General features: G+C 72.1%; 17 protein-coding genes. 12 read left to right on the top strand and 5 right to left on the bottom strand.

The features are described 5' to 3' along the window. Positions 1-22: 22 nt before the first annotated feature. A complete protein-coding gene (locus tag ACZ42A_RS02370) occupies positions 23-1,468 on the bottom strand; it encodes an MFS transporter (RefSeq protein ID WP_468525246.1) in 1,446 nt (481 codons plus the stop codon). Between the two features lie 116 nt (positions 1,469-1,584). Beyond that, positions 1,585-2,937, bottom strand: coding sequence for a glycoside hydrolase family 10 protein (locus ACZ42A_RS02365; protein WP_468525245.1), 1,353 nt, complete (start codon positions 2,935-2,937; stop codon positions 1,585-1,587). 215 nt (positions 2,938-3,152) lie between these two features. On the opposite strand from ACZ42A_RS02365, the gene ACZ42A_RS02360 reads away from it, so the two are divergent. The 7 genes from ACZ42A_RS02360 (at position 3,153) to ACZ42A_RS02330 (ending at position 9,245) form a co-directional block, all read left to right on the top strand. Next, complete coding sequence (locus ACZ42A_RS02360; protein WP_468525244.1) at positions 3,153-4,895, top strand: MFS transporter; 1,743 nt, start codon at positions 3,153-3,155, stop codon at positions 4,893-4,895. A gap of 181 nt (positions 4,896-5,076) precedes the next feature. After that, the gene (locus ACZ42A_RS02355; RefSeq protein ID WP_468526114.1) at positions 5,077-5,331 is read left to right on the top strand and encodes an RICIN domain-containing protein; all 255 of its coding nucleotides are present in this window, start codon (positions 5,077-5,079) and stop codon (positions 5,329-5,331) included. A gap of 38 nt (positions 5,332-5,369) precedes the next feature. Beyond that, on the top strand, positions 5,370-5,894 hold the full coding sequence (locus tag ACZ42A_RS02350; protein ID WP_468525243.1) for an RICIN domain-containing protein: 525 nt from the start codon (positions 5,370-5,372) through the stop codon (positions 5,892-5,894). Beyond that, the gene (locus tag ACZ42A_RS02345; RefSeq protein ID WP_468525242.1) at positions 5,882-7,018 is read left to right on the top strand and encodes a sialidase family protein; all 1,137 of its coding nucleotides are present in this window, start codon (positions 5,882-5,884) and stop codon (positions 7,016-7,018) included. The genes ACZ42A_RS02350 and ACZ42A_RS02345 overlap by 13 nt, the downstream gene beginning before the upstream one ends. A gap of 105 nt (positions 7,019-7,123) precedes the next feature. Further along, entirely contained in the window at positions 7,124-7,774 is a 651-nt protein-coding gene (locus ACZ42A_RS02340; protein WP_468525241.1) for a class I SAM-dependent methyltransferase, read from the top strand. Positions 7,775-7,878: 104 nt separating this feature from the next. Continuing rightward, a complete protein-coding gene (locus tag ACZ42A_RS02335; RefSeq protein WP_468525240.1) occupies positions 7,879-8,418 on the top strand; it encodes a SigE family RNA polymerase sigma factor in 540 nt (179 codons plus the stop codon). Beyond that, a complete protein-coding gene (locus ACZ42A_RS02330; protein ID WP_468525239.1) occupies positions 8,418-9,245 on the top strand; it encodes a hypothetical protein in 828 nt (275 codons plus the stop codon). Before ACZ42A_RS02335 ends, ACZ42A_RS02330 begins: the two co-directional genes overlap by 1 nt. Before the next feature lie 8 nt (positions 9,246-9,253). Here the strand turns inward: ACZ42A_RS02330 and ACZ42A_RS02325 are convergent, their stop codons facing one another. Next, positions 9,254-9,871, bottom strand: a complete 618-nt coding sequence (locus tag ACZ42A_RS02325; RefSeq protein WP_468525238.1) for a GNAT family N-acetyltransferase — start codon at positions 9,869-9,871, stop codon at positions 9,254-9,256. Between the two features lie 253 nt (positions 9,872-10,124). Here ACZ42A_RS02325 and ACZ42A_RS02320 point away from each other — a divergent pair, with 253 nt between their 5' ends. From ACZ42A_RS02320 to ACZ42A_RS02310, 3 genes are read left to right on the top strand one after another with little or no spacing between them, the layout of a single operon-like run. Beyond that, positions 10,125-10,982 (top strand): MaoC/PaaZ C-terminal domain-containing protein, encoded by an 858-nt coding sequence (locus tag ACZ42A_RS02320; protein ID WP_468525237.1) that lies wholly within the window; start codon positions 10,125-10,127, stop codon positions 10,980-10,982. 45 nt (positions 10,983-11,027) lie between these two features. Then, positions 11,028-12,104: a Zn-dependent alcohol dehydrogenase gene (locus ACZ42A_RS02315; RefSeq protein ID WP_468525236.1), complete on the top strand. Its 1,077-nt coding sequence runs from the start codon at positions 11,028-11,030 to the stop codon at positions 12,102-12,104. A 19-nt stretch (positions 12,105-12,123) separates the two neighbouring features. Beyond that, a complete protein-coding gene (locus tag ACZ42A_RS02310) occupies positions 12,124-13,062 on the top strand; it encodes a 3-oxoacyl-ACP reductase (protein WP_468525235.1) in 939 nt (312 codons plus the stop codon). A 126-nt stretch (positions 13,063-13,188) separates the two neighbouring features. Here the strand turns inward: ACZ42A_RS02310 and ACZ42A_RS02305 are convergent, their stop codons facing one another. Continuing rightward, complete coding sequence (locus ACZ42A_RS02305) at positions 13,189-13,347, bottom strand: hypothetical protein (protein ID WP_468525234.1); 159 nt, start codon at positions 13,345-13,347, stop codon at positions 13,189-13,191. A 94-nt stretch (positions 13,348-13,441) separates the two neighbouring features. Further along, positions 13,442-14,824 (bottom strand): hypothetical protein, encoded by a 1,383-nt coding sequence (locus tag ACZ42A_RS02300; RefSeq protein WP_468525233.1) that lies wholly within the window; start codon positions 14,822-14,824, stop codon positions 13,442-13,444. A 198-nt stretch (positions 14,825-15,022) separates the two neighbouring features. Between ACZ42A_RS02300 and ACZ42A_RS02295 the strand changes: the two genes are divergently transcribed. Together ACZ42A_RS02295 and ACZ42A_RS02290 are read left to right on the top strand one after the other, a co-directional pair. Then, the gene (locus tag ACZ42A_RS02295; protein WP_468525232.1) at positions 15,023-15,874 is read left to right on the top strand and encodes a Nif3-like dinuclear metal center hexameric protein; all 852 of its coding nucleotides are present in this window, start codon (positions 15,023-15,025) and stop codon (positions 15,872-15,874) included. Continuing rightward, positions 15,871-16,614 (top strand): zinc ribbon domain-containing protein, encoded by a 744-nt coding sequence (locus ACZ42A_RS02290; protein ID WP_468526113.1) that lies wholly within the window; start codon positions 15,871-15,873, stop codon positions 16,612-16,614. The genes ACZ42A_RS02295 and ACZ42A_RS02290 overlap by 4 nt, the downstream gene beginning before the upstream one ends. The last annotated feature ends 4 nt before the right edge of the window (positions 16,615-16,618 follow it).

Here is a 16,618-nt window from a genome sequence, read left to right as displayed (position 1 = left end):
CCTAGCGGGCGGGTGGGGAAGATCATCGGCTGCGTGCGGGGACCGGATTCGTGTCGGGGCTCCTCGGCAGCCACACCGCCATCACCACAGCCCCCACCGCCAACACACCCGCCGACACCCGGAACGCCAGCGCGTACCCCTCCGTGAGCGGTACGGCCCCCTCGCTCTCCCCGGTCCGTGCCGCCGCGATCGTCGACATCACGGCGAGGCCCAGCGAGCCGCCCATCACGCGGGAGGTGTTGATCATGCCGGAGACCAGTCCGGCGTCGCCGGGCTCCGCGCCCGAGGTGGCGAGAGAGGCGAGCGGGGTCGCGGCGAGGCCGGCGCCGAGCATCATCAGGATGCCCGGGAGCATGATCCCGGTCAGATACGCGCCGTCGGCGCTCATCGTCGACTGCCAGCCGAACCCGGTCGCGGCGACCAGCGTCCCGAGCACGGCGACCCGGCGCGCGCCCAGGCCGCGCATCAGGCGCGGGGCGACCTTGGAGCCGACGATCACCGCGAGCGAGCTGGGCACCAGGGCGAGACCGGCCTCCAGAGGCGTGTAGCCGAGCACGTTCTGCGCGTACAGCGTCATGAAGAACCACATGCAGAACATCGCGGAGCCGCTGAGGAACATCGCCGCGTTCGCCGACGACACCGGCCGCAGCCCGAGCAGCCGCAGCGGCATCAGCGGCGCCGCCGTACGCGCCTCCACCAGCAGGAACAGGCCGATCAGCAGCAGACCGGCGAGCAGCGGGACCAGGGTGGCTCCGGCCGTCCAGCCCGTCACCTCCGTCTGCGAGATGCCGTATGCCAGCGAGCCCAGCCCGGCCGTGACCAGCACCGCGCCCGGCAGGTCCAGGCGGCGGCCGTCCCCGGCGCGGCTCTCGGGGAGCCGGCGCAGGGCCGCCGCGAGGACGACGGCGCCGATCGGGACGTTGATCAGCAGCACCCAGCGCCAGGACAGCCCGTCGACGAGCACCCCGCCGACGAGCCCGCCCGCCGCGCCGCCGCCCGCGCCGACCGCGGTCCAGGTGGCGATGGCCCGGGCCCGCGCGGCGCCCTCCGGGACGGCGGCGGTGAGGATGGTGAGCGTGGAGGGGGCCAGCACGGCCGCGCCGAGGCCCTGCGCGGCCCGCGCGGCCAGCAGCTGCCAGCCCTCCTGCGCGAGCCCGCCGCCCAGCGAGGCCAGGGTGAACAGCGCGAGCCCGACCAGGAACATCCGCTTGCGGCCGTACAGGTCACCGGCCCGCCCGCCGAGCAGCATGAACCCGGCGAAGGCGATCGCGTACGCGTTCACCACCCACTGCAGTCCCGGACCGCTCAGCCCCAGGTCGGACCGCATCGACGGCAGCGCCACATTGACGACGGACACGTCGAGCACGACCAGGAACTGTCCGGCACAGGCGAGCGCCACCACCAGCCAGGTGGCGGGCGGCGCGGTGCGACGGGAGGTGCGGGTGACGGTTTCCGCGGCTCGGAGCATGACTGCCATGGTCTCAACGACGCACGGTCCCGTCATCGGCATTTCGTCCCATGACGACTCGGTCGTACGACCCGGGGAGAGGTCGTACGACCGGGAGAGCACGGCTTCCTCGCGGGTCAGGAGGCTGTACAGCCGCCGATCACCGGCGCCGCCGAGCTGCCGTTCTTCATGACGGTGAAGCCGAAGCTGGTCGAGGTACCGGCGGCCAGGCTGCCGTTGCCGTTGGGCCGCATCGTCATGACGTTGCCGCTGCTGTCCCAGGTGGGCGAGCCGTTCCAGGTCGCGGAGATCTTCTGCGGCGAGGTGATGGTGACCGTCGTCGTCCAGCTGGTGATCGGCGCGCTGCCCGCGGTGATCGTCACCTTGCCGTTGAAGCGGTCGCTCCACTCCTCCTGCTTGCTGTAGGTGGCGGTGCAGGTGGCGCCGCCCGGGGTGCCGGGGGTGCCCGACGAACCGCCGAGCGCCGAGAGCACGGCGGTGTACGCGGGCTTCTTGTTGTAGTTGGAGTCGAACAGGAGCGGGGTGCCGCTCGCCCGCCACGAGTACTTGTCGGTGATGCCCCAGACGGTGATGCCGGTGCAGCGGGTGACGGCGAGGCAGGCCTTGACGACGTTGCCGTAGCTGGTGGCCTGGGCGGTGCCGGAGCCCTCGATGTCCAGCTCGGTGATCTGGACCTCGACGCCGAGGTCGGCGAAGCGCTGGAGGTTCGCCTGGTAGTCGGCGGGGACCGGGGAGGCGCTGTTGAAGTGGGACTGGAAGCCCACGCAGTCGATGGGCACGCCGCGGGCCTTGAAGTCGCGGACCATGTTGTAGACGGCATTGCTCTTCGCGTTGACGCCGTCTGTGTTGTAGTCGTTGTAGCAGAGCTTGGCGGCGGGGTCGGCCGCGCGGGCGGTGCGGAACGCCTCCTCGATGAAACCGTTGCCGAGCTTGTCCTGGAAGGGCGAGCTGCGGCGGGCGCCGCTGGTGCCGTCCTGGAAGGCCTCGTTCACCACGTCCCAGGAGTGGATCTTGCCCTTGTAGTGGCCCATGACCTGGTTGATGTGGTTGTTCATCGCCGCTCTGAGGTCGGTGGCGCCCAGGCTGCCGACCCAGCTGGGCAACTGGGAGTGCCAGACCAGGGTGTGGCCGCGGACCGTCATGCCCCGGCTCTGGGCGTGGCTGACGATCCGGTCCGCGGTGGCGAAGTTGAACGAGCCGCGGCTGGGCTCCAGGGCGTCCCACTTCATCTCGTTCTCCGGCGTGACCGAGTTGAACTCGGTGTCGAGCGTCGAGACGTACGGCGCTTCGCCCAGGTGGTTCGCCGCGACGGCGGTGCCGAAGTAGCGGCCTTTCTCGGCGGCGGCCGCGCCCAGCGTGCTCGCCGCCTCGGCGGTGCCGGCGCTCAGGCCGAGGCCGGCCGCGGCGAGCAGGCCCGTGAGGAGGGGGACGAGTGCCCTTCGGGCACGGGAGGACGTGCTTGTGCGCATGACTGATCTCCCGAAAGTTTCGTGCGGGTTTCCGATTGGATGCGCAGACCGTACGGGCGGACGGGGTAGGCGTCAACAGGGTGCGCAGGAGGGGAAGTTGGGGCGCCTGGAGAGCTGGAGAGTCACGCCGGATGGACGAAACTTTCGGGCATCACTCCGACGGAGTTCGAAGGGCATCGGAATAGTTGCCCTGGCACACCGAGTTCATGCTGCACATGACACGCACGACGACCGACCAGCCCGCCCGGACAGCCCACGGGGCCGTGGTCCCCGTCCTCGCCTTCGCGGGCATCGTGGTCGCGGTGATGCAGACCCTGCTCGTCCCGGTGATCAAGGACCTGCCGCAGCTGCTGGACACCGACCCCGGCAACGCCACCTGGGTGCTCACCTCCACGCTCCTCTCCGGAGCCGTGGCCACCCCGATCATGGGCCGGCTCGGCGACCTCTACGGCAAGCGGCGCATGCTGGTCACCAGCCTCGCCGTGATGGTCGTCGGCGCGCTGATCAGCGCGTTCACCAGCGCCCTGCTGCCGATGATCGCCGGCCGCACCCTCCAGGGCTTCGCGATGGGCGCCATCCCTCTCGGCATCGGCCTGATGCGCGACATGCTGCCGCGCGAACGGCTCGGCTCCGCGATGGCCCTGATGAGCTCCTCGATCGGCGTCGGCGGCGGCCTCGCGCTGCCCGCGGCGGCCCTGGTCGCCCAGCACACCGACTGGCACGCCCTCTTCTACGGCGCCGCGGGCCTCGGCGCCCTGGCCATCGCCCTGGTCCTGCTCGTCGTACCGGAGTCCCCCGCCCGCGCGCCCGGCTCCTTCGACCTGCCCGGCGCCCTCGGCCTCTCCGCCGGACTGGTGCTGCTGCTCCTGCCGGTCACCAAGGGCAGCGACTGGGGCTGGTCATCCGCCACGACGCTGGGCCTGTTCGCCGCGTCGGTCGTGGTGCTCGTGCTGTGGGGCCTGATGGAGCTGCGGGTCGCCGCGCCCCTGGTCGACCTGCGCACCACCGCCCGCCGCGAGGTGCTGCTCACCAACCTCGCGTCGATCATGGTCGGTGTCTCCTTCTACGTCGTCTCCCTCGTCCTGCCCCAGCTCCTCCAGCTGCCCTCCGAGACCGGCTACGGCCTCGGCCAGTCGATGGTCGTCGCTGGCCTGTGCGTGGCTCCGCTCGGCCTGACGATGATGTTCACCGCGCCGGTCTACGCCCGCCTGTCGGCGAAGTACGGCCCCAAGGTGACCCTGATCATCGGCCTGCTCGTCATCGCCCTCGGCTACGGCGGCGGCCTCGGCCTGATGGACGCCGCCTGGCAGACCGTCGTCACGTCGGTCGTCCTCGGCGCGGGCATCGGCCTCGCGTACTCCTCGCTCCCGGCGCTCATCGTCGGCGCGGTCCCGGCCTCCGAGACGGGCGCGGCGAACGGCCTCAACACACTCATGCGGTCCATCGGTACGTCGGTGTCGAGCGCTGTCATCGGCATGGTGCTGGCGAACACGGCGAACGAGGTCGGCGGCGTCGAGATCCCCACGATGCACGGCTTCCGCGTGTCCTTCCTCATCGCCACCGCCGCGGTCGCCGTCGGCCTGCTGCCGGCCCTGTTCCTGCCCGGCCGGCGCCCCTCGGGCCGGCCGCGGCTGCGGGTGAGCAGCGAGGAGGACGCGAACCTGGAGCACGCGACCGAGGCCCTGCGCGGCTTCCGCGGCCGGGTCCTGGATGCCGACGGCACGCCGGTCGCCCGTGCCAAGGTCACGCTCATCGACCATCGAGGCCGCCAGGCGGGAGCCACCCTCTCGGCGGAGGACGGCAGTTACAGCCTCGCCGTCCCCGCGCAGGGCTCGTACCTCCTGGCGGCGAGGGCCACGGGTCACGGACCGCACGCCTCGTCCGCGGCCCACGCGGGCGACGACCGCGCGGTCGACATGGACCTCTCGCTGCCGGGCGGATCGCTCTCCACGCCTTGAGCGATCCAAGGAGATCCCTTCTCCTCTCATCCACCCGGCGTTCACGACGAGAAGGGTTCACCGGCGCACCATCCGTCCCTGTGATCGCCGTGTGAGCGGAGATCGCCGTACGTGTCCGACGGGGACTCAGGGGCGGGTGGGGCGGGGGTGATCGGGACGGTGATCCGGTGCGCGGACGTGCCTGCGGAGGACAGGCTCACCTACTGGCGGGAACAGCCTGGACTGCATCGCGATCCCCAACGCCGGCACGCAGGCCGTCCAGTGGCCCTGCGACTCCCGCAAGTCCGAGCAGGTCTTCATCAAGGACAGCTGGGGCCGGCTGCGCAACGCCAACAGCGACCTGTGCCTGGCGGTCCCCAACTCCAGCACGGCCAACGGCACCAAGGTCATCCAGTGGACCTGCAACGAGAACTTCGACCAGCGGTGGTCCTGGTGACACCCGGCCGTTGAAGTGACGAAGGAATTTTCTCTGTCATGAACCTGAGAAGAAAGGCGGCCGCCGTTCTGGCGGCCGCCGCCCTCGTGGGCGCGCCCGTCCTGACGGGCTCGTCACTGACCGGCCAGGCTTCGACGGCCGAGGCCGCCGAAGCCGCGGTCTACGCCCGTCTGCACAACATGGGGACCGGCTTCTGTCTGGCCAACCCGGGCTCCAGCACGACCAGCGGCACCGTGATGATCCAGTGGTCGTGCAGCAACAGCAACAGCAACTACTGGTCGCTCCAGCCCATGACCGGCGGCGGCCACCACGTGGTCAACAAGGCGAGCGGCCAGTGCCTTGCCATCCCCGGCGGGAGTACGACGCCCGGCGTCGAAGCCATCCAGTGGCCGTGCGGCAGCGAACAGGGCGACGAGCAGGTCTGGATCCAGGACGAGGACGGCCGGCTGAGGAACGCCAGGACCGGCCTGTGTCTCGCCATTCCCAACACCAGCACGACCGTCGGCACGGAGGCCATCCAGTGGGGCTGCAACACCAACGCGGACCAGCAATGGCTGTGGTGACCCGCAAGCGGGCCTGGACCGCACTCCCGACCGCGCTCGTCCTCGCCGTCCTGACCGGCCTTCTGCTGCCCGGCCCGGCCTCCGCCGAGGGCACCTCGGCGGAGAAGAGCGTCTACGTCAACACGACGACCGAGGGCGACGGCCCCCGCACCCCCGACATCATCAGCACGAGCGCGAACAACGCGGTCGTGGTCTGGCGGGAGGGCCTGACGCCGGGCAAGGTCGACATGGGGTACGTCCGGTACAAGTACACCACCGACGGCGGCGCGAACTGGAGCCGCCCGCTGACCCTGGCCCAGGAGACCGACCAGCGCGCCTGGCACTACGTCGTCCTCTACCAGTCGGGCACCGAACTCTTCGCCTACCTCGGCTGGAGCAAGCCCACGGCGACCAACGGCCTCGACATCACGGGTGCCGTCGTCAAGCGCAGCACCGACGAGGGGCACACCTGGCAGGACTACCCCGCCACCCTGCCGGTCGACAACCCGGACACCACCGCCGACGAGGGATTCCGGAACCTCATCATCGCCGGCCGCCCGGTCCGGCTGGCCAACGGCAAGCACGTCATGCCGTTCTGGGCATCGGGCCGGGAGAACGGGGTGCTGATCTCCTCGGATCTGAAGACCTGGACGGCGGGTGGCGTCGTACCGGACCCGAACAACCTCGACGGCGGCGAACCCCAGATCGCCGTCTCGCAGGACGACCCGAACAAGCTGGTCATGGTCGCCCGGAGCGGAAAGACCCAGACCCGCGCGGCGACGGCCACGAGCTCCGACGGCGGTCTGACCTGGACGCCCTTCACGCTCGACGCCAACCTGCCGAGCCACGACGTCAAGGTCCAGTTCACCAAGGACAGCAACGGCCAGTACCTGTCCATCCACAACACCGCCACGAACCGCGACGTCCTGAACTACAAGACCAAGCGCCCCGGCGCGGCCTGGAGCGCGGGCAAGTTCTTCGCCAACGGCACCGCCGACCTGGACCCGACCCCGGCCGGCACGGGCGCGGGCTGGGACACGTACGCGATGGCCGACGAGTACGCCCCCGGCAAGTTCTACGTCGTCTGGGAGTACGACACCTCCCGCATCAAGGTGAGCAAGCTGGACATCTCCGACGCACCCTGATCCACCCCCGCCGTATCCCCTGGCCGTACCCCCTGCCGCCCGTCGCCAGTGGGTACGGCAGGATGGGCCGCCCATACTCACCCGTACGACCGGAAGGCCCCCGTCATGACCGCGGCCCCCAAGCCCGAGATCCTCGCCGCTTTCGAGGCCGCGAAGGGCTTCATGCCCACGGACGAAGGCCTGGCCCTGTACGCGGCGGCGGTCGAGGCCGGGCGGCTCGGACTCCCCCTCCTCGAGGTCGGTACATACTGCGGCCGCTCCACGATCCTCCTCGCCGACGCGGCCCGCCAGGCCGGGGTCACCGCCCTCACCGTCGACCACCACCGGGGCAGCGAGGAGCAGCAGCCCGGCTGGGACTACCACGACCCCGAGACGGTCGACTCCGAGCTGGGCCTGATGGACACCCTGCCGACCTTCCGCCGCACCCTGCACAAGGCGGGCCTGGAGGACCACGTCATCGCCCTGGTCGGCCGCTCCCCGCAGGTCGCGGCGGTCTGGCGGACCCCGCTCGCCCTGGTCTTCATCGACGGCGGCCACACCGACGAACACGCCACCGCCGACTACGAGGGCTGGGCCCCGCACGTCACCGAGGGCGGCCTCCTCGTCATCCACGACGTCTTCCCCGACCCGAAGGACGAGTTCACCGGCCAGGCGCCGTACCGGATCTACCTGCGGGCCCTGGAGTCGGGGGCGTTCGCGGAGGTGTCGGTGGCGGGGTCGATGCGGGTGTTGCGGAGGGTGGCGGCGGGGGTCTGACGTCGCGGCGCCTGGCCGGGCCGGACCGCCGGTTGAGAAAGCCTGATCGACGGGGCAACGGTTTCGGTGGCCCATGGACTCCTTTGTGTGTCTAGGAGGTGCCCATGGGGGATCGGAAGCAGGCCCGGGACGAGGAGTTCCAGGGCTTCGTCATCGGTCGCTGGCCGCGGCTGATGCGTACGGCATTTCTCCTCACGGGGGAGCAGCACGCCGCGGAGGACCTGGTCCAGTCGACGCTCGAGCAGGTCTACGTGGCCTGGCGCAAGGTCGGCTCGGCCGATGAGCCGGAGGCGTATGTACGGCGCGTGATGATCAACGCGCACGCACGCAAACACCGCAGACGTCTACGGGAGTTCCTGGCACCGAAGGACGACTCGGGCCTCGCGCACGAGGTGCCGGACACCGGTGACCGGATCTCCCAGGCGGACGACCGCAACGCGCTGCTGAAGGCGCTGGCCCAGCTGCCCCCGCGGCAGCGGGAGGCGGTGGTGCTGCGGTACTGGGAGGACCTGACGGAGACACAGGCGGCGGAGGCGATGGGCTGTTCGGTGGGCGCGGTGAAGAGCAACGCGGCGAAGGGGATCGCGAAACTCCGCGCCATACCGGGACTGGCCGAGATGGTGACGCAGGGAGGGCGGAAGTGATGGGCGCGAACCGGGAGACCGACCACGAGATGGGCCACACGTCGCACACGGACATCGCCTTCCTGCTGGCCGAGGCCGCGGACGAGGTCGAGATCGGTATAGCCCCCTACCAGTCGGTGATCCGGGGCGGACGCCGCCGCAGAGCCCGCCGCTGGGCGGTGGCGGCGGCCACGGCGCTGGTGATCAGCGGCTCGTCGGCGACGCTGGCGGTCGCAGGGCTGCCGGGCGGGGGCGGCGACCGGGTCGCGCCGCCGGCCGGCTGGTCGCAGTCCGCGAGCCCGGACGTGCTCGCCCCGCAGCGGACCACGCTCGCCACCGGGAGTGACGGGGGCAAGGAGTGGTCGGTCGTCCTCGACGTGTGGCCGGCGCCGCGCGACGAGCTGGAGGCCCGGGCCCAGCTGCAGGCGATGGCCGAGTACGGGGAGATGCCCGAGGAGACCCGCCACGCCTACCAGATGGTCGGCAGCAGCTGGTACTTCGTCCACCGCACGGTCGGCGACGCCGAGTCCCGAGTCATGTGGTCGGCCTTCGCGGAGGGCGACGGCTCGCCGCGCGACCTCCAGACGGCCGCGGTTCCCCTGGAGCCCGGCTCCGACGGCCCGCACCGCCTGGTCGTCGGCCAGGTCACCAGGGCCGCCGGCCAGGTCACCTGCACATGGAAGGACGGCACCAGCAGCGTCGTCGACCGAGCCCCCGGGGACACGGAGGTACCCGCCAACCAGAGGTTCATCCTGCGCGCCGAGGGCTCCCCGGTCGACTGGTTCGTGTGCCTCGCGCCGAAGGGCACGGAGTACGAGTCCGCGGAGGTGACCAGGCTCGCGGACTAGCCCCCCCGTCAGGCGCCGGCCGGGCGGTGCGGTTCCCTCCGCATCGCCCACAGCGCCGGCCCGTCGCCCGGCAGCCGCAGCTCCGCACGCACGGTGAAGCCGAAGTGCTCGTAGAAGGGAAGGTTGGACGGCTTGGAGGACTCGAGGTAGACGGGCAGCCCGGCCGCGTCGGCCTGGGCCAGTCCCGAGCGCAGCAGTGCGGCGCCGTGGCCCTGGCCCCGCGCGGCGGGGTCGGCGCCGATCACCGCCAGGTACCAGTGCGGTTCCTGCGGGCTGTGCTGGGCGGCGGCCTCGACGGCGTCCCGGAACAGCGGGGCGCGGTCGCCGAGGATCTCCTGGAGCTGCTGGATGGTCGTCGCGTCGGGGACGGCCTTCTCCTGCCCCTCCGGCGGAACCCAGAACGCGGCCGCGGCCCCGGTGTGCTCACAGACGCCGTGCTGTGCGTACTGCCGGGTGAGGAGCGTGGTGAAGTACCGGGCCAGGCCCGCCTCGCGGGTGGCGTCGTCGGGGAAGAACCAGCGCATCATCGGGTCGTCGTCGAAGGCGCGGGCCAGGGTGCGGCTGACGAAGGGGGCGTCGTCGACGGTGGTCGGCTGCGGTTCGTTCTTTATCGGCATACGGGTCATTGTGCGCCGAGCGATCTTGGGTGGGTGAACTGCCCCCCTGTAAGTGCCCCTGTGGGCGGGGCGGTTGCAGAACTGACGTTCCGTCAGGCAGGCGCCGTCGGGTGTATTCACAACTCCGGGGAGGTGGGCTATACAGAGGATCGCCGTACTGGAACGCGTTCTAGAAGGGCGGGTTCCACGGCTTCAGGACGACCTCGGTGCGGCCGACGGTGCGGACGGTCGCACCGGGGTTTCTTACATCGTCAGGAGCCCCATGCCCATCGACGCAGCCAAGGCGCTCGCCGCCGAACCCCGGACCGGCGAGATCTCCTGGACCCCGAAGGACGTCCTGCTCTACCACCTCGGCATCGGCGCGGGCCGCCCCGCCACCGACCCCGACGAGCTGCGGTACACCCTGGAGTCCCGGCTGCACGTCCTGCCGAGCTTCGCCACCGTCGCGGGCGCCGGCTCCCCGGGAGTGATCAGCAGCCTGTCCATGCCCGGCGTCGAGGTCGACCTCGCCCGCGTCCTGCACGGCGGCCAGTCGCTGACCCTGCACCGGCCCCTCCCGGCCGAGGGCACCGCGACCGCCACCGGCCGTATCGCGGCCGTGTACGACAAGGGCAAGGCGGCCGTCCTGGTCATGCGCACCGAGGTCGCGGACGCCGAGGGCCCGCTGTGGACCAACGACGCGCAGATCTACGTACGGGGGGAGGGCGGCTGGGGCGGAGACCGGGGCCCGGCCACCCGGCGCGAGCCGCCCGCGGGACCGCCCGACCGGACCGTCGAGCGGCCCGTCCGCGAGGACCAGGCGCTGATCTACCGCCTCTCCGGCGACTGGAACCCGCTGCACGCCGACCCGGAGTTCGCCAAGCGGGCCGGTTTCGACCGGCCCATCCTGCACGGGCTGTGCACCTACGGCATCACCCTCAAGGCCGTCGTGGACACGCTGCTCGGCGGGGACGTGACGCGGGTGCGCGGCTACACCACACGCTTCGCCGGGGTCGTCTACCCCGGGGAGACCCTGCGCGTGCGGATGTGGCGCGGGGAGGGGGAGATCCGGGTGAGCGTCGGTGCCGTCGAGCGGGACGACGCGCCGGTCCTCGCCGACACCAGCGTCCACTACGCGTGAGCCACCGAGCCGTCGATTCACAGCGCCTTCGAGGGGAGCCGCACCATGCGCGCAGCCGTACTGCACGAGATCGGCCAGGAGAAGCTGGAGGTCCTCGACGACGTCGAGGCGGTGGGCTTCGGGCCCGGCAGGGTGAGGATCCGGGTGCGGGCCACGGGGCTGTGCCACTCCGATCTGTCGGCGATGAGCGGTGTCCTGCCGCAGCCGGCGCCGTTCGTGCCCGGACACGAGGGCGCGGGGGAGATCGTCGAGGTGGGGGAGGGCGTCACCGGGCTCAGTCCGGGGGACCGGGTCGTCGTGTGCTGGCTGCCCGCCTGCGGAGCCTGCCCCGCCTGCAAACGCGGGCAGACCGAGCTGTGCCTGGCCGGCTTCATGAACGCCGGCACCCCCAACTTCAGGCGCCCGGGCGGTGACGTCTTCGGCTTCGCCGGTACCGGGACCTTCGCCGAGGAGGTCGTCGTGGACGCCGGGTGCGCGGTGCCGGTCCCGGACGACGTGCCCTACGACATCGCCGCGCTGATCGGCTGCGGCGTGACGACCGGACTCGGAGCCGCGCTCAACACCGCTGACGTGGAGGCCGGTTCGTCCGTCGCCGTCATCGGCTGCGGAGGCGTCGGCGTCGCCGCGATCCAGGGGGCGCGACTGAGGGGCGCGGCCGAGATCGTCGCCGTCGACCCGGTCGCCGGGCGCCGCGAGGCCGCGCTGAAGTTCGGCGCCACTCGCGCGGTGCCACCGGAGGAACTGGCCGACGCCAAGCAGTCCGTGACCGGCGGCGAGGGGTTCGACTACGTCTTCGAGGTCGTCGGCAGGTCCGCCACCGCCCGGACGGCGTACGAGGCCACCCGGCGCGGCGGCACCCTCGTCGTGGTGGGCGCGGGCGCCATGGACGACTTCCTCCAGCTCAACATGTTCGAGCTGTTCTTCGACGAGAAGCGGATCCTGCCGTCGATGTACGGCGGCGGAGATGTGCTGCGCTCCTACGAGCGGACCATCGCCCTCTGGCGCGCCGGCCGGATCGACCTGGCCGGACTGATCACCCACCGGGTGCCGCTCGCGGAGATCAACGAGGCGCTGGACCAGATGCGCACCGGCACGGCCCTGCGCACCTGCATCGAGATCTGACCCCACCCGAAGGACCGGTATGTCACTGCCACTGGAGGGACTGTCCGCGATCGTCACCGGCGCCGGGCGCGGGCTCGGCCGGGCCGAGGCACTGGAGCTGGCCCGGCTGGGCGCGGCGGTCGTCGTCAACGACTACGGACAGCCGGGCCGGGACGGTTCGGGAGAGGCGTCCGCCGGGCCCGCCGAGGAGACGGCCGCCCAGATCCGGGCGCGCGGCGGCACCGCCCTCGCCCACACCGGGGACGTCGCCGACTTCGACCAGGCCCGCGCTCTCGTCGGCGCGGCGATCGAGGCGTTCGGCAAGCTGGACGTCCTCGTCAACAACGCCGGCATCCTGCGCGACCGCATGGTGTTCTCCATGACGGAGGACGAATGGGACGCGGTGATCCGGGTCCACCTCAAGGGCCACTTCAACACCACCCGGTTCGCCGCCGCGCACTGGCGGGAGCGGGCCAAGGCACGGGGTGGGCCGGTGTACGGGCGGATCGTGAACACCTCCTCGGAGGCGTTCCTCGCGGGCTCCGCCGGACAGCCCAACTACGCCGCCGCGAAAGGCGGAATCGTCGGGCTGACCACGTCCACGGCCCTCGCCCTCGCCAAGTACGGCGTGACCGCCAACGCCATCTGCCCGCGCGCCCGCACCCGGATGACCGAGGACGTCTTCGCGGGCCTGACCCCGCCCGACACCGGTCTCGACCCGCTGGCCCCCGAGCATGTCGCCCCACTCGTCGGCTACCTCGCCTCGCCGGCCGCCGCCCGCGTCAGCGGCCAGCTGCTCGTCGTCCACGGCGGCATGGTGGCGATCGTCGAACGGCCGTGCGTTCAGGCGAAGTTCGACAGCAAGCAGGACACCTTCACCTACGACGAGCTGGACGCCCTGCTCACTCCGCACTACGCGGGACGACCGCCGGGGGAGACGTTCGCGGCGGCGGAGGTGCTGGGCCTGCGGCGGGAGTAGCCAGGTCCTCTCCGTTTCCTCCGCTACCTTCGCTTCCTTCGCGCACGACAAGGCCCCGCCGCGCACGACAAGGCCCCGCCCACCGCGAGGTGGACGGGGCCGGTTGCCGTGCCGATTGACGTACCGTCAGGCCGCCGTCTCGGTCTGCTGCTCCACCGGCTTGCGGTGCCGGCCGCGGGGGGCCGACTCGGTGTCGTGCGCCGAGACCGGACCGCGGTGCTTGCCGTGGCCGGGTGCCTCGGCGCGGTCGGCGGACAGCGGCTGGGACGTGCTGGCGTCGCTCATCGGAAGAATTCACCCCGTCAACATGATCTTTTACAGCCGGGGGAGTTTAACCGGCACACCTCGGGCCGAATCCAGGCGGCCACGCCAACCGCCACTACTTCGTTACAAGATGCCCCAACGCGGCCTTCCCCAACGGCGCTTGCTGCAACGGCACGGGCCGCGGCGCGACCGGCTCCGGAGGACCCGGTTCCGACGGCTTCCCCGAGGGCGAAGCCGTGCCGTCCCGGACCGGATCCTCCGGGCTTGTGTCCCCCGTAGCCCCCGTAGCCCCCGTAGCCCCCGTAGCCCCCGTAGCTCTCGTGGTCCTTGTGCCGCTCGTGGCCTTGGCGATCCCTGAAGTCTCTGTGATCCCTGCGCCTCCCGTGCCCCCAGGGCCATCGGCGCCCCCGGGCCTCTCGGCGCCCCCCGCGCCACCGATGCCCCCACCGGTGCCCCCCATCTCCCGCGCAGGCGCCGCCAGTTCCGCCACCCCGCAGGGCGTCCCCTCCGTGGCGTACGGCAGCCGGAGGATCCCGTCCCGGGTCCACAGCCCGGCCCCGACCAGCCAGCCCTGCGGTGCGGGCAGTTGGTGGACCCGCCGTTCCGCCGGGCGCCACACCCCGATCCAGCTCCCCGCCGGACCGTCGATCCGCAGCGCCACCCCGCAGCTCTCCGGTGTCAGCACCTGCCCCGGCTGGATGGCGAACGGCGTCACCGCGCAATCCGCCGACCCGCGCAGGCACTCCGGGAACCGCACCGGCAGGGTGCTGCCGAGCACCCCCCAGCCGAGCCGGGCGTGACCGGGCGAGGGCGCGTCGGAGCGGATCAGCAGCAGCCCGCTGTCGGGGTCGGCGAGCAGCAGCCGGTCGTCGCTGTCGGCGGCGATCTGGAGCAGCGGCGACACCTCGCCACCGCACTCCAGGTCGACCACGACGGATTTCGTCCGGCCGTCCAGTTCCCGGTCCAGCGCGAGCATCCGCCCGGCCCGGTCCAGCCACACCCCGCCCGAGCAGCGCCCCGGGATCTCGGCCGCGTGCTCCGGCCCGAAGGCGCCCCCCGCCACCAGCCACACCGCGCTGGAGCGCGGGCCGACGGCGAGGGCGTACGCGCGGTCGCCGCCCGGCGCGGGCGGCAGCAGTCGCAGCTCGGCGTCGCCGCACTCGACCGCGCCCAGCGGCAGCTCGCCGGTGCCCGGACCGGTCGGGTAGAGCAGGGAGAAGGCGTGCCGGCCGTCGATGCGGCGGCGGATGAGGACGCGCCCGTCGCCCATCGGCTGCACCTCGGTGCCGGGCTCCTCCGGCTGGTTGCCGGGCAGCGGCACGGCGTAGGGCTCGGGGCCGTCCAGGGTCCAGCGCTCCGGGAACCAGGAGTCGCCGCTGCGGGCGAGACGCGCGGCGTAGCCGCCGTCCACCGTGATCACGCAGCCCGGCCGCGGGGAGAAGCCGTTCCGGTCGCCGTCCCGGTCTCCCGCCGTGGGCTCGATCGCACAGGCCGTCATCGTTCGGTCACCTCCAGCGACGAAGCTAGTTTTCGTACGCACAGACGGAGGACCGGCCGACCGCCGCTTCACACATACGGGTGGCCGCCGGGCGATTCACCTGAGGGAACGGGGGCCCATGTGCTCCACGAGGCGCGGGGGCCCAGACGGCACACGTACCGGTTCAGGCCCGCGGAGCAGGCAGGTAGCCTGTCTCCCGTGCCCCGTCTGTCTGAAGTCATCACCGCGCTGGAGAACCTGTGGCCCGCCGAGCGGGCCGAGTCCTGGGACGCGGTCGGTACGGTCGTGGGCGACCCCGACCAGGAGGTCACCCGGGTCCTGTTCGCCGTCGACCCCGTCCAGGAGATCGTCGACGAGGCGGTGAAGCTCGGCGCCGACCTGCTGGTCACCCACCACCCGCTCTATCTCCGCGGGACGACGACGGTCGCGGCGTCCACCTTCAAGGGCCGGGTCGTGCACACCCTGATCAAGAACGACATCGCGCTGCACGTCGCCCACACCAACGCCGACACCGCCGACCCCGGCGTCTCGGACGCCCTGGCGGGCGCGCTGGACCTGCGCGTCGTACGGCCCCTGGTGCCGGACCCCAGCGACCCCGACGGCCGCCGCGGCCTCGGCCGGATCTGCGAACTGGACCATCCGCTGACCGTCCGCGAGCTGGCCGCCCGCGCCGCCGAACGGCTGCCCGCCACCGCGCAGGGCATCCGCGTGGCCGGCGACCCGGAGGCCACCGTCCGCACGATCGCCGTCAGCGGCGGCTCCGGCGACAGCCTCTTCGACCACGTCCGGGCGGCCGGCGTGGACGCCTTCCTCACCGCGGACCTGCGCCACCACCCGGCGTCGGAAGCGGTCGCCCAGAGCCCCCTCGCGCTGCTCGACGCGGCGCACTGGGCCACCGAGTGGCCCTGGTGCGAGCTGGCCGCGAGCCAGCTCGACGAGATCTCCGACCGCAACGGATGGGGCCTTCGGGTCCATGTCTCGAAGACGGTCACCGACCCCTGGACCGCCCACGCGGCGTCCACCACATCAACTGCAGGAGCCCCCAACTGAACGCCGCGCCCGCCGACCAGATCCGACTCCTCGACGTCCAGGCCCTCGACGTCCGCCTCCAGCAGCTCGCGCACAAGCGGAAGTCGCTGCCCGAGCACGCCGAGATCGAGTCGCTGACCAAGGACCTCACGCAGCTGCGCGACCTGCTGGTGGCCGCGCAGACCGAGGAGAGCGACTGCGCCCGCGAGCAGACCAAGGCGGAGCAGGACGTCGACCAGGTGCGCCAGCGGGCCGCCCGCGACCAGCAGCGGCTGGACTCCGGCGCGATCACCTCGCCGAAGGACCTGGAGAACCTCCAGCGCGAGATCGCCTCGCTCGCCCGCCGCCAGGGCGACCTGGAGGACATCGTCCTGGAGGTCATGGAGCGCCGGGAGTCCGCGCAGGCGCGGGTCGCCGAGCTGACCGAGCGGGTCGCCTCCGTGCAGTCGAAGATCGACGACGCCACCGGGCGCCGGGACGCCGCGTTCGAGGAGATCGACGGCGAGGCGGCGAGCGTCACCAAGGAGCGCGAGGTCGTCGCCGCCTCCGTCCCCGCCGACCTGCTGAAGCTCTACGACAAGCTGCGCGGGCAGCAGGGCGGCATCGGCGCGGCCAAGCTGTACGCGCGCACCTGCCAGGGCTGCCGCCAGGAGCTGGCCATCACCGAGCTGAACGAGATCCGCAAGGCCGCGCCGGACACCGTGGTGCGGTGCGAGAACTGCCGCCGCATCCTGGTGCGCACGGCCGAGTCGGGGCTGTAGGGGT

The sequence above is a fragment of the Streptomyces sp. NPDC030838 genome (genome assembly GCF_055572035.1).
Note: the sequence above shows the minus strand (reverse complement) of the source record. Positions and strands in the feature narration are given on the sequence as shown.

Bases quoted from the DNA above. Each gene is read 5' to 3' on its own strand.
- ACZ42A_RS02370 (WP_468525246.1), bottom strand. From the start codon at position 1,468: ATGCTCCGAGCCGCGGAAACCGTCACCCGCACCTCCCGTCGCACCGCG.
- ACZ42A_RS02365 (WP_468525245.1), bottom strand. From the start codon at position 2,937: ATGCGCACAAGCACGTCCTCCCGTGCCCGAAGGGCACTCGTCCCCCTC.
- ACZ42A_RS02360 (WP_468525244.1), top strand. From the start codon at position 3,153: ATGACACGCACGACGACCGACCAGCCCGCCCGGACAGCCCACGGGGCC.
- ACZ42A_RS02350 (WP_468525243.1), top strand. From the start codon at position 5,370: ATGAACCTGAGAAGAAAGGCGGCCGCCGTTCTGGCGGCCGCCGCCCTC.
- ACZ42A_RS02345 (WP_468525242.1), top strand. From the start codon at position 5,882: ATGGCTGTGGTGACCCGCAAGCGGGCCTGGACCGCACTCCCGACCGCG.
- ACZ42A_RS02340 (WP_468525241.1), top strand. From the start codon at position 7,124: ATGACCGCGGCCCCCAAGCCCGAGATCCTCGCCGCTTTCGAGGCCGCG.
- ACZ42A_RS02335 (WP_468525240.1), top strand. From the start codon at position 7,879: ATGGGGGATCGGAAGCAGGCCCGGGACGAGGAGTTCCAGGGCTTCGTC.
- ACZ42A_RS02330 (WP_468525239.1), top strand. From the start codon at position 8,418: ATGGGCGCGAACCGGGAGACCGACCACGAGATGGGCCACACGTCGCAC.
- ACZ42A_RS02325 (WP_468525238.1), bottom strand. From the start codon at position 9,871: ATGACCCGTATGCCGATAAAGAACGAACCGCAGCCGACCACCGTCGAC.
- ACZ42A_RS02320 (WP_468525237.1), top strand. From the start codon at position 10,125: ATGCCCATCGACGCAGCCAAGGCGCTCGCCGCCGAACCCCGGACCGGC.
- ACZ42A_RS02315 (WP_468525236.1), top strand. From the start codon at position 11,028: ATGCGCGCAGCCGTACTGCACGAGATCGGCCAGGAGAAGCTGGAGGTC.
- ACZ42A_RS02310 (WP_468525235.1), top strand. From the start codon at position 12,124: ATGTCACTGCCACTGGAGGGACTGTCCGCGATCGTCACCGGCGCCGGG.
- ACZ42A_RS02305 (WP_468525234.1), bottom strand. From the start codon at position 13,347: ATGAGCGACGCCAGCACGTCCCAGCCGCTGTCCGCCGACCGCGCCGAG.
- ACZ42A_RS02300 (WP_468525233.1), bottom strand. From the start codon at position 14,824: ATGACGGCCTGTGCGATCGAGCCCACGGCGGGAGACCGGGACGGCGAC.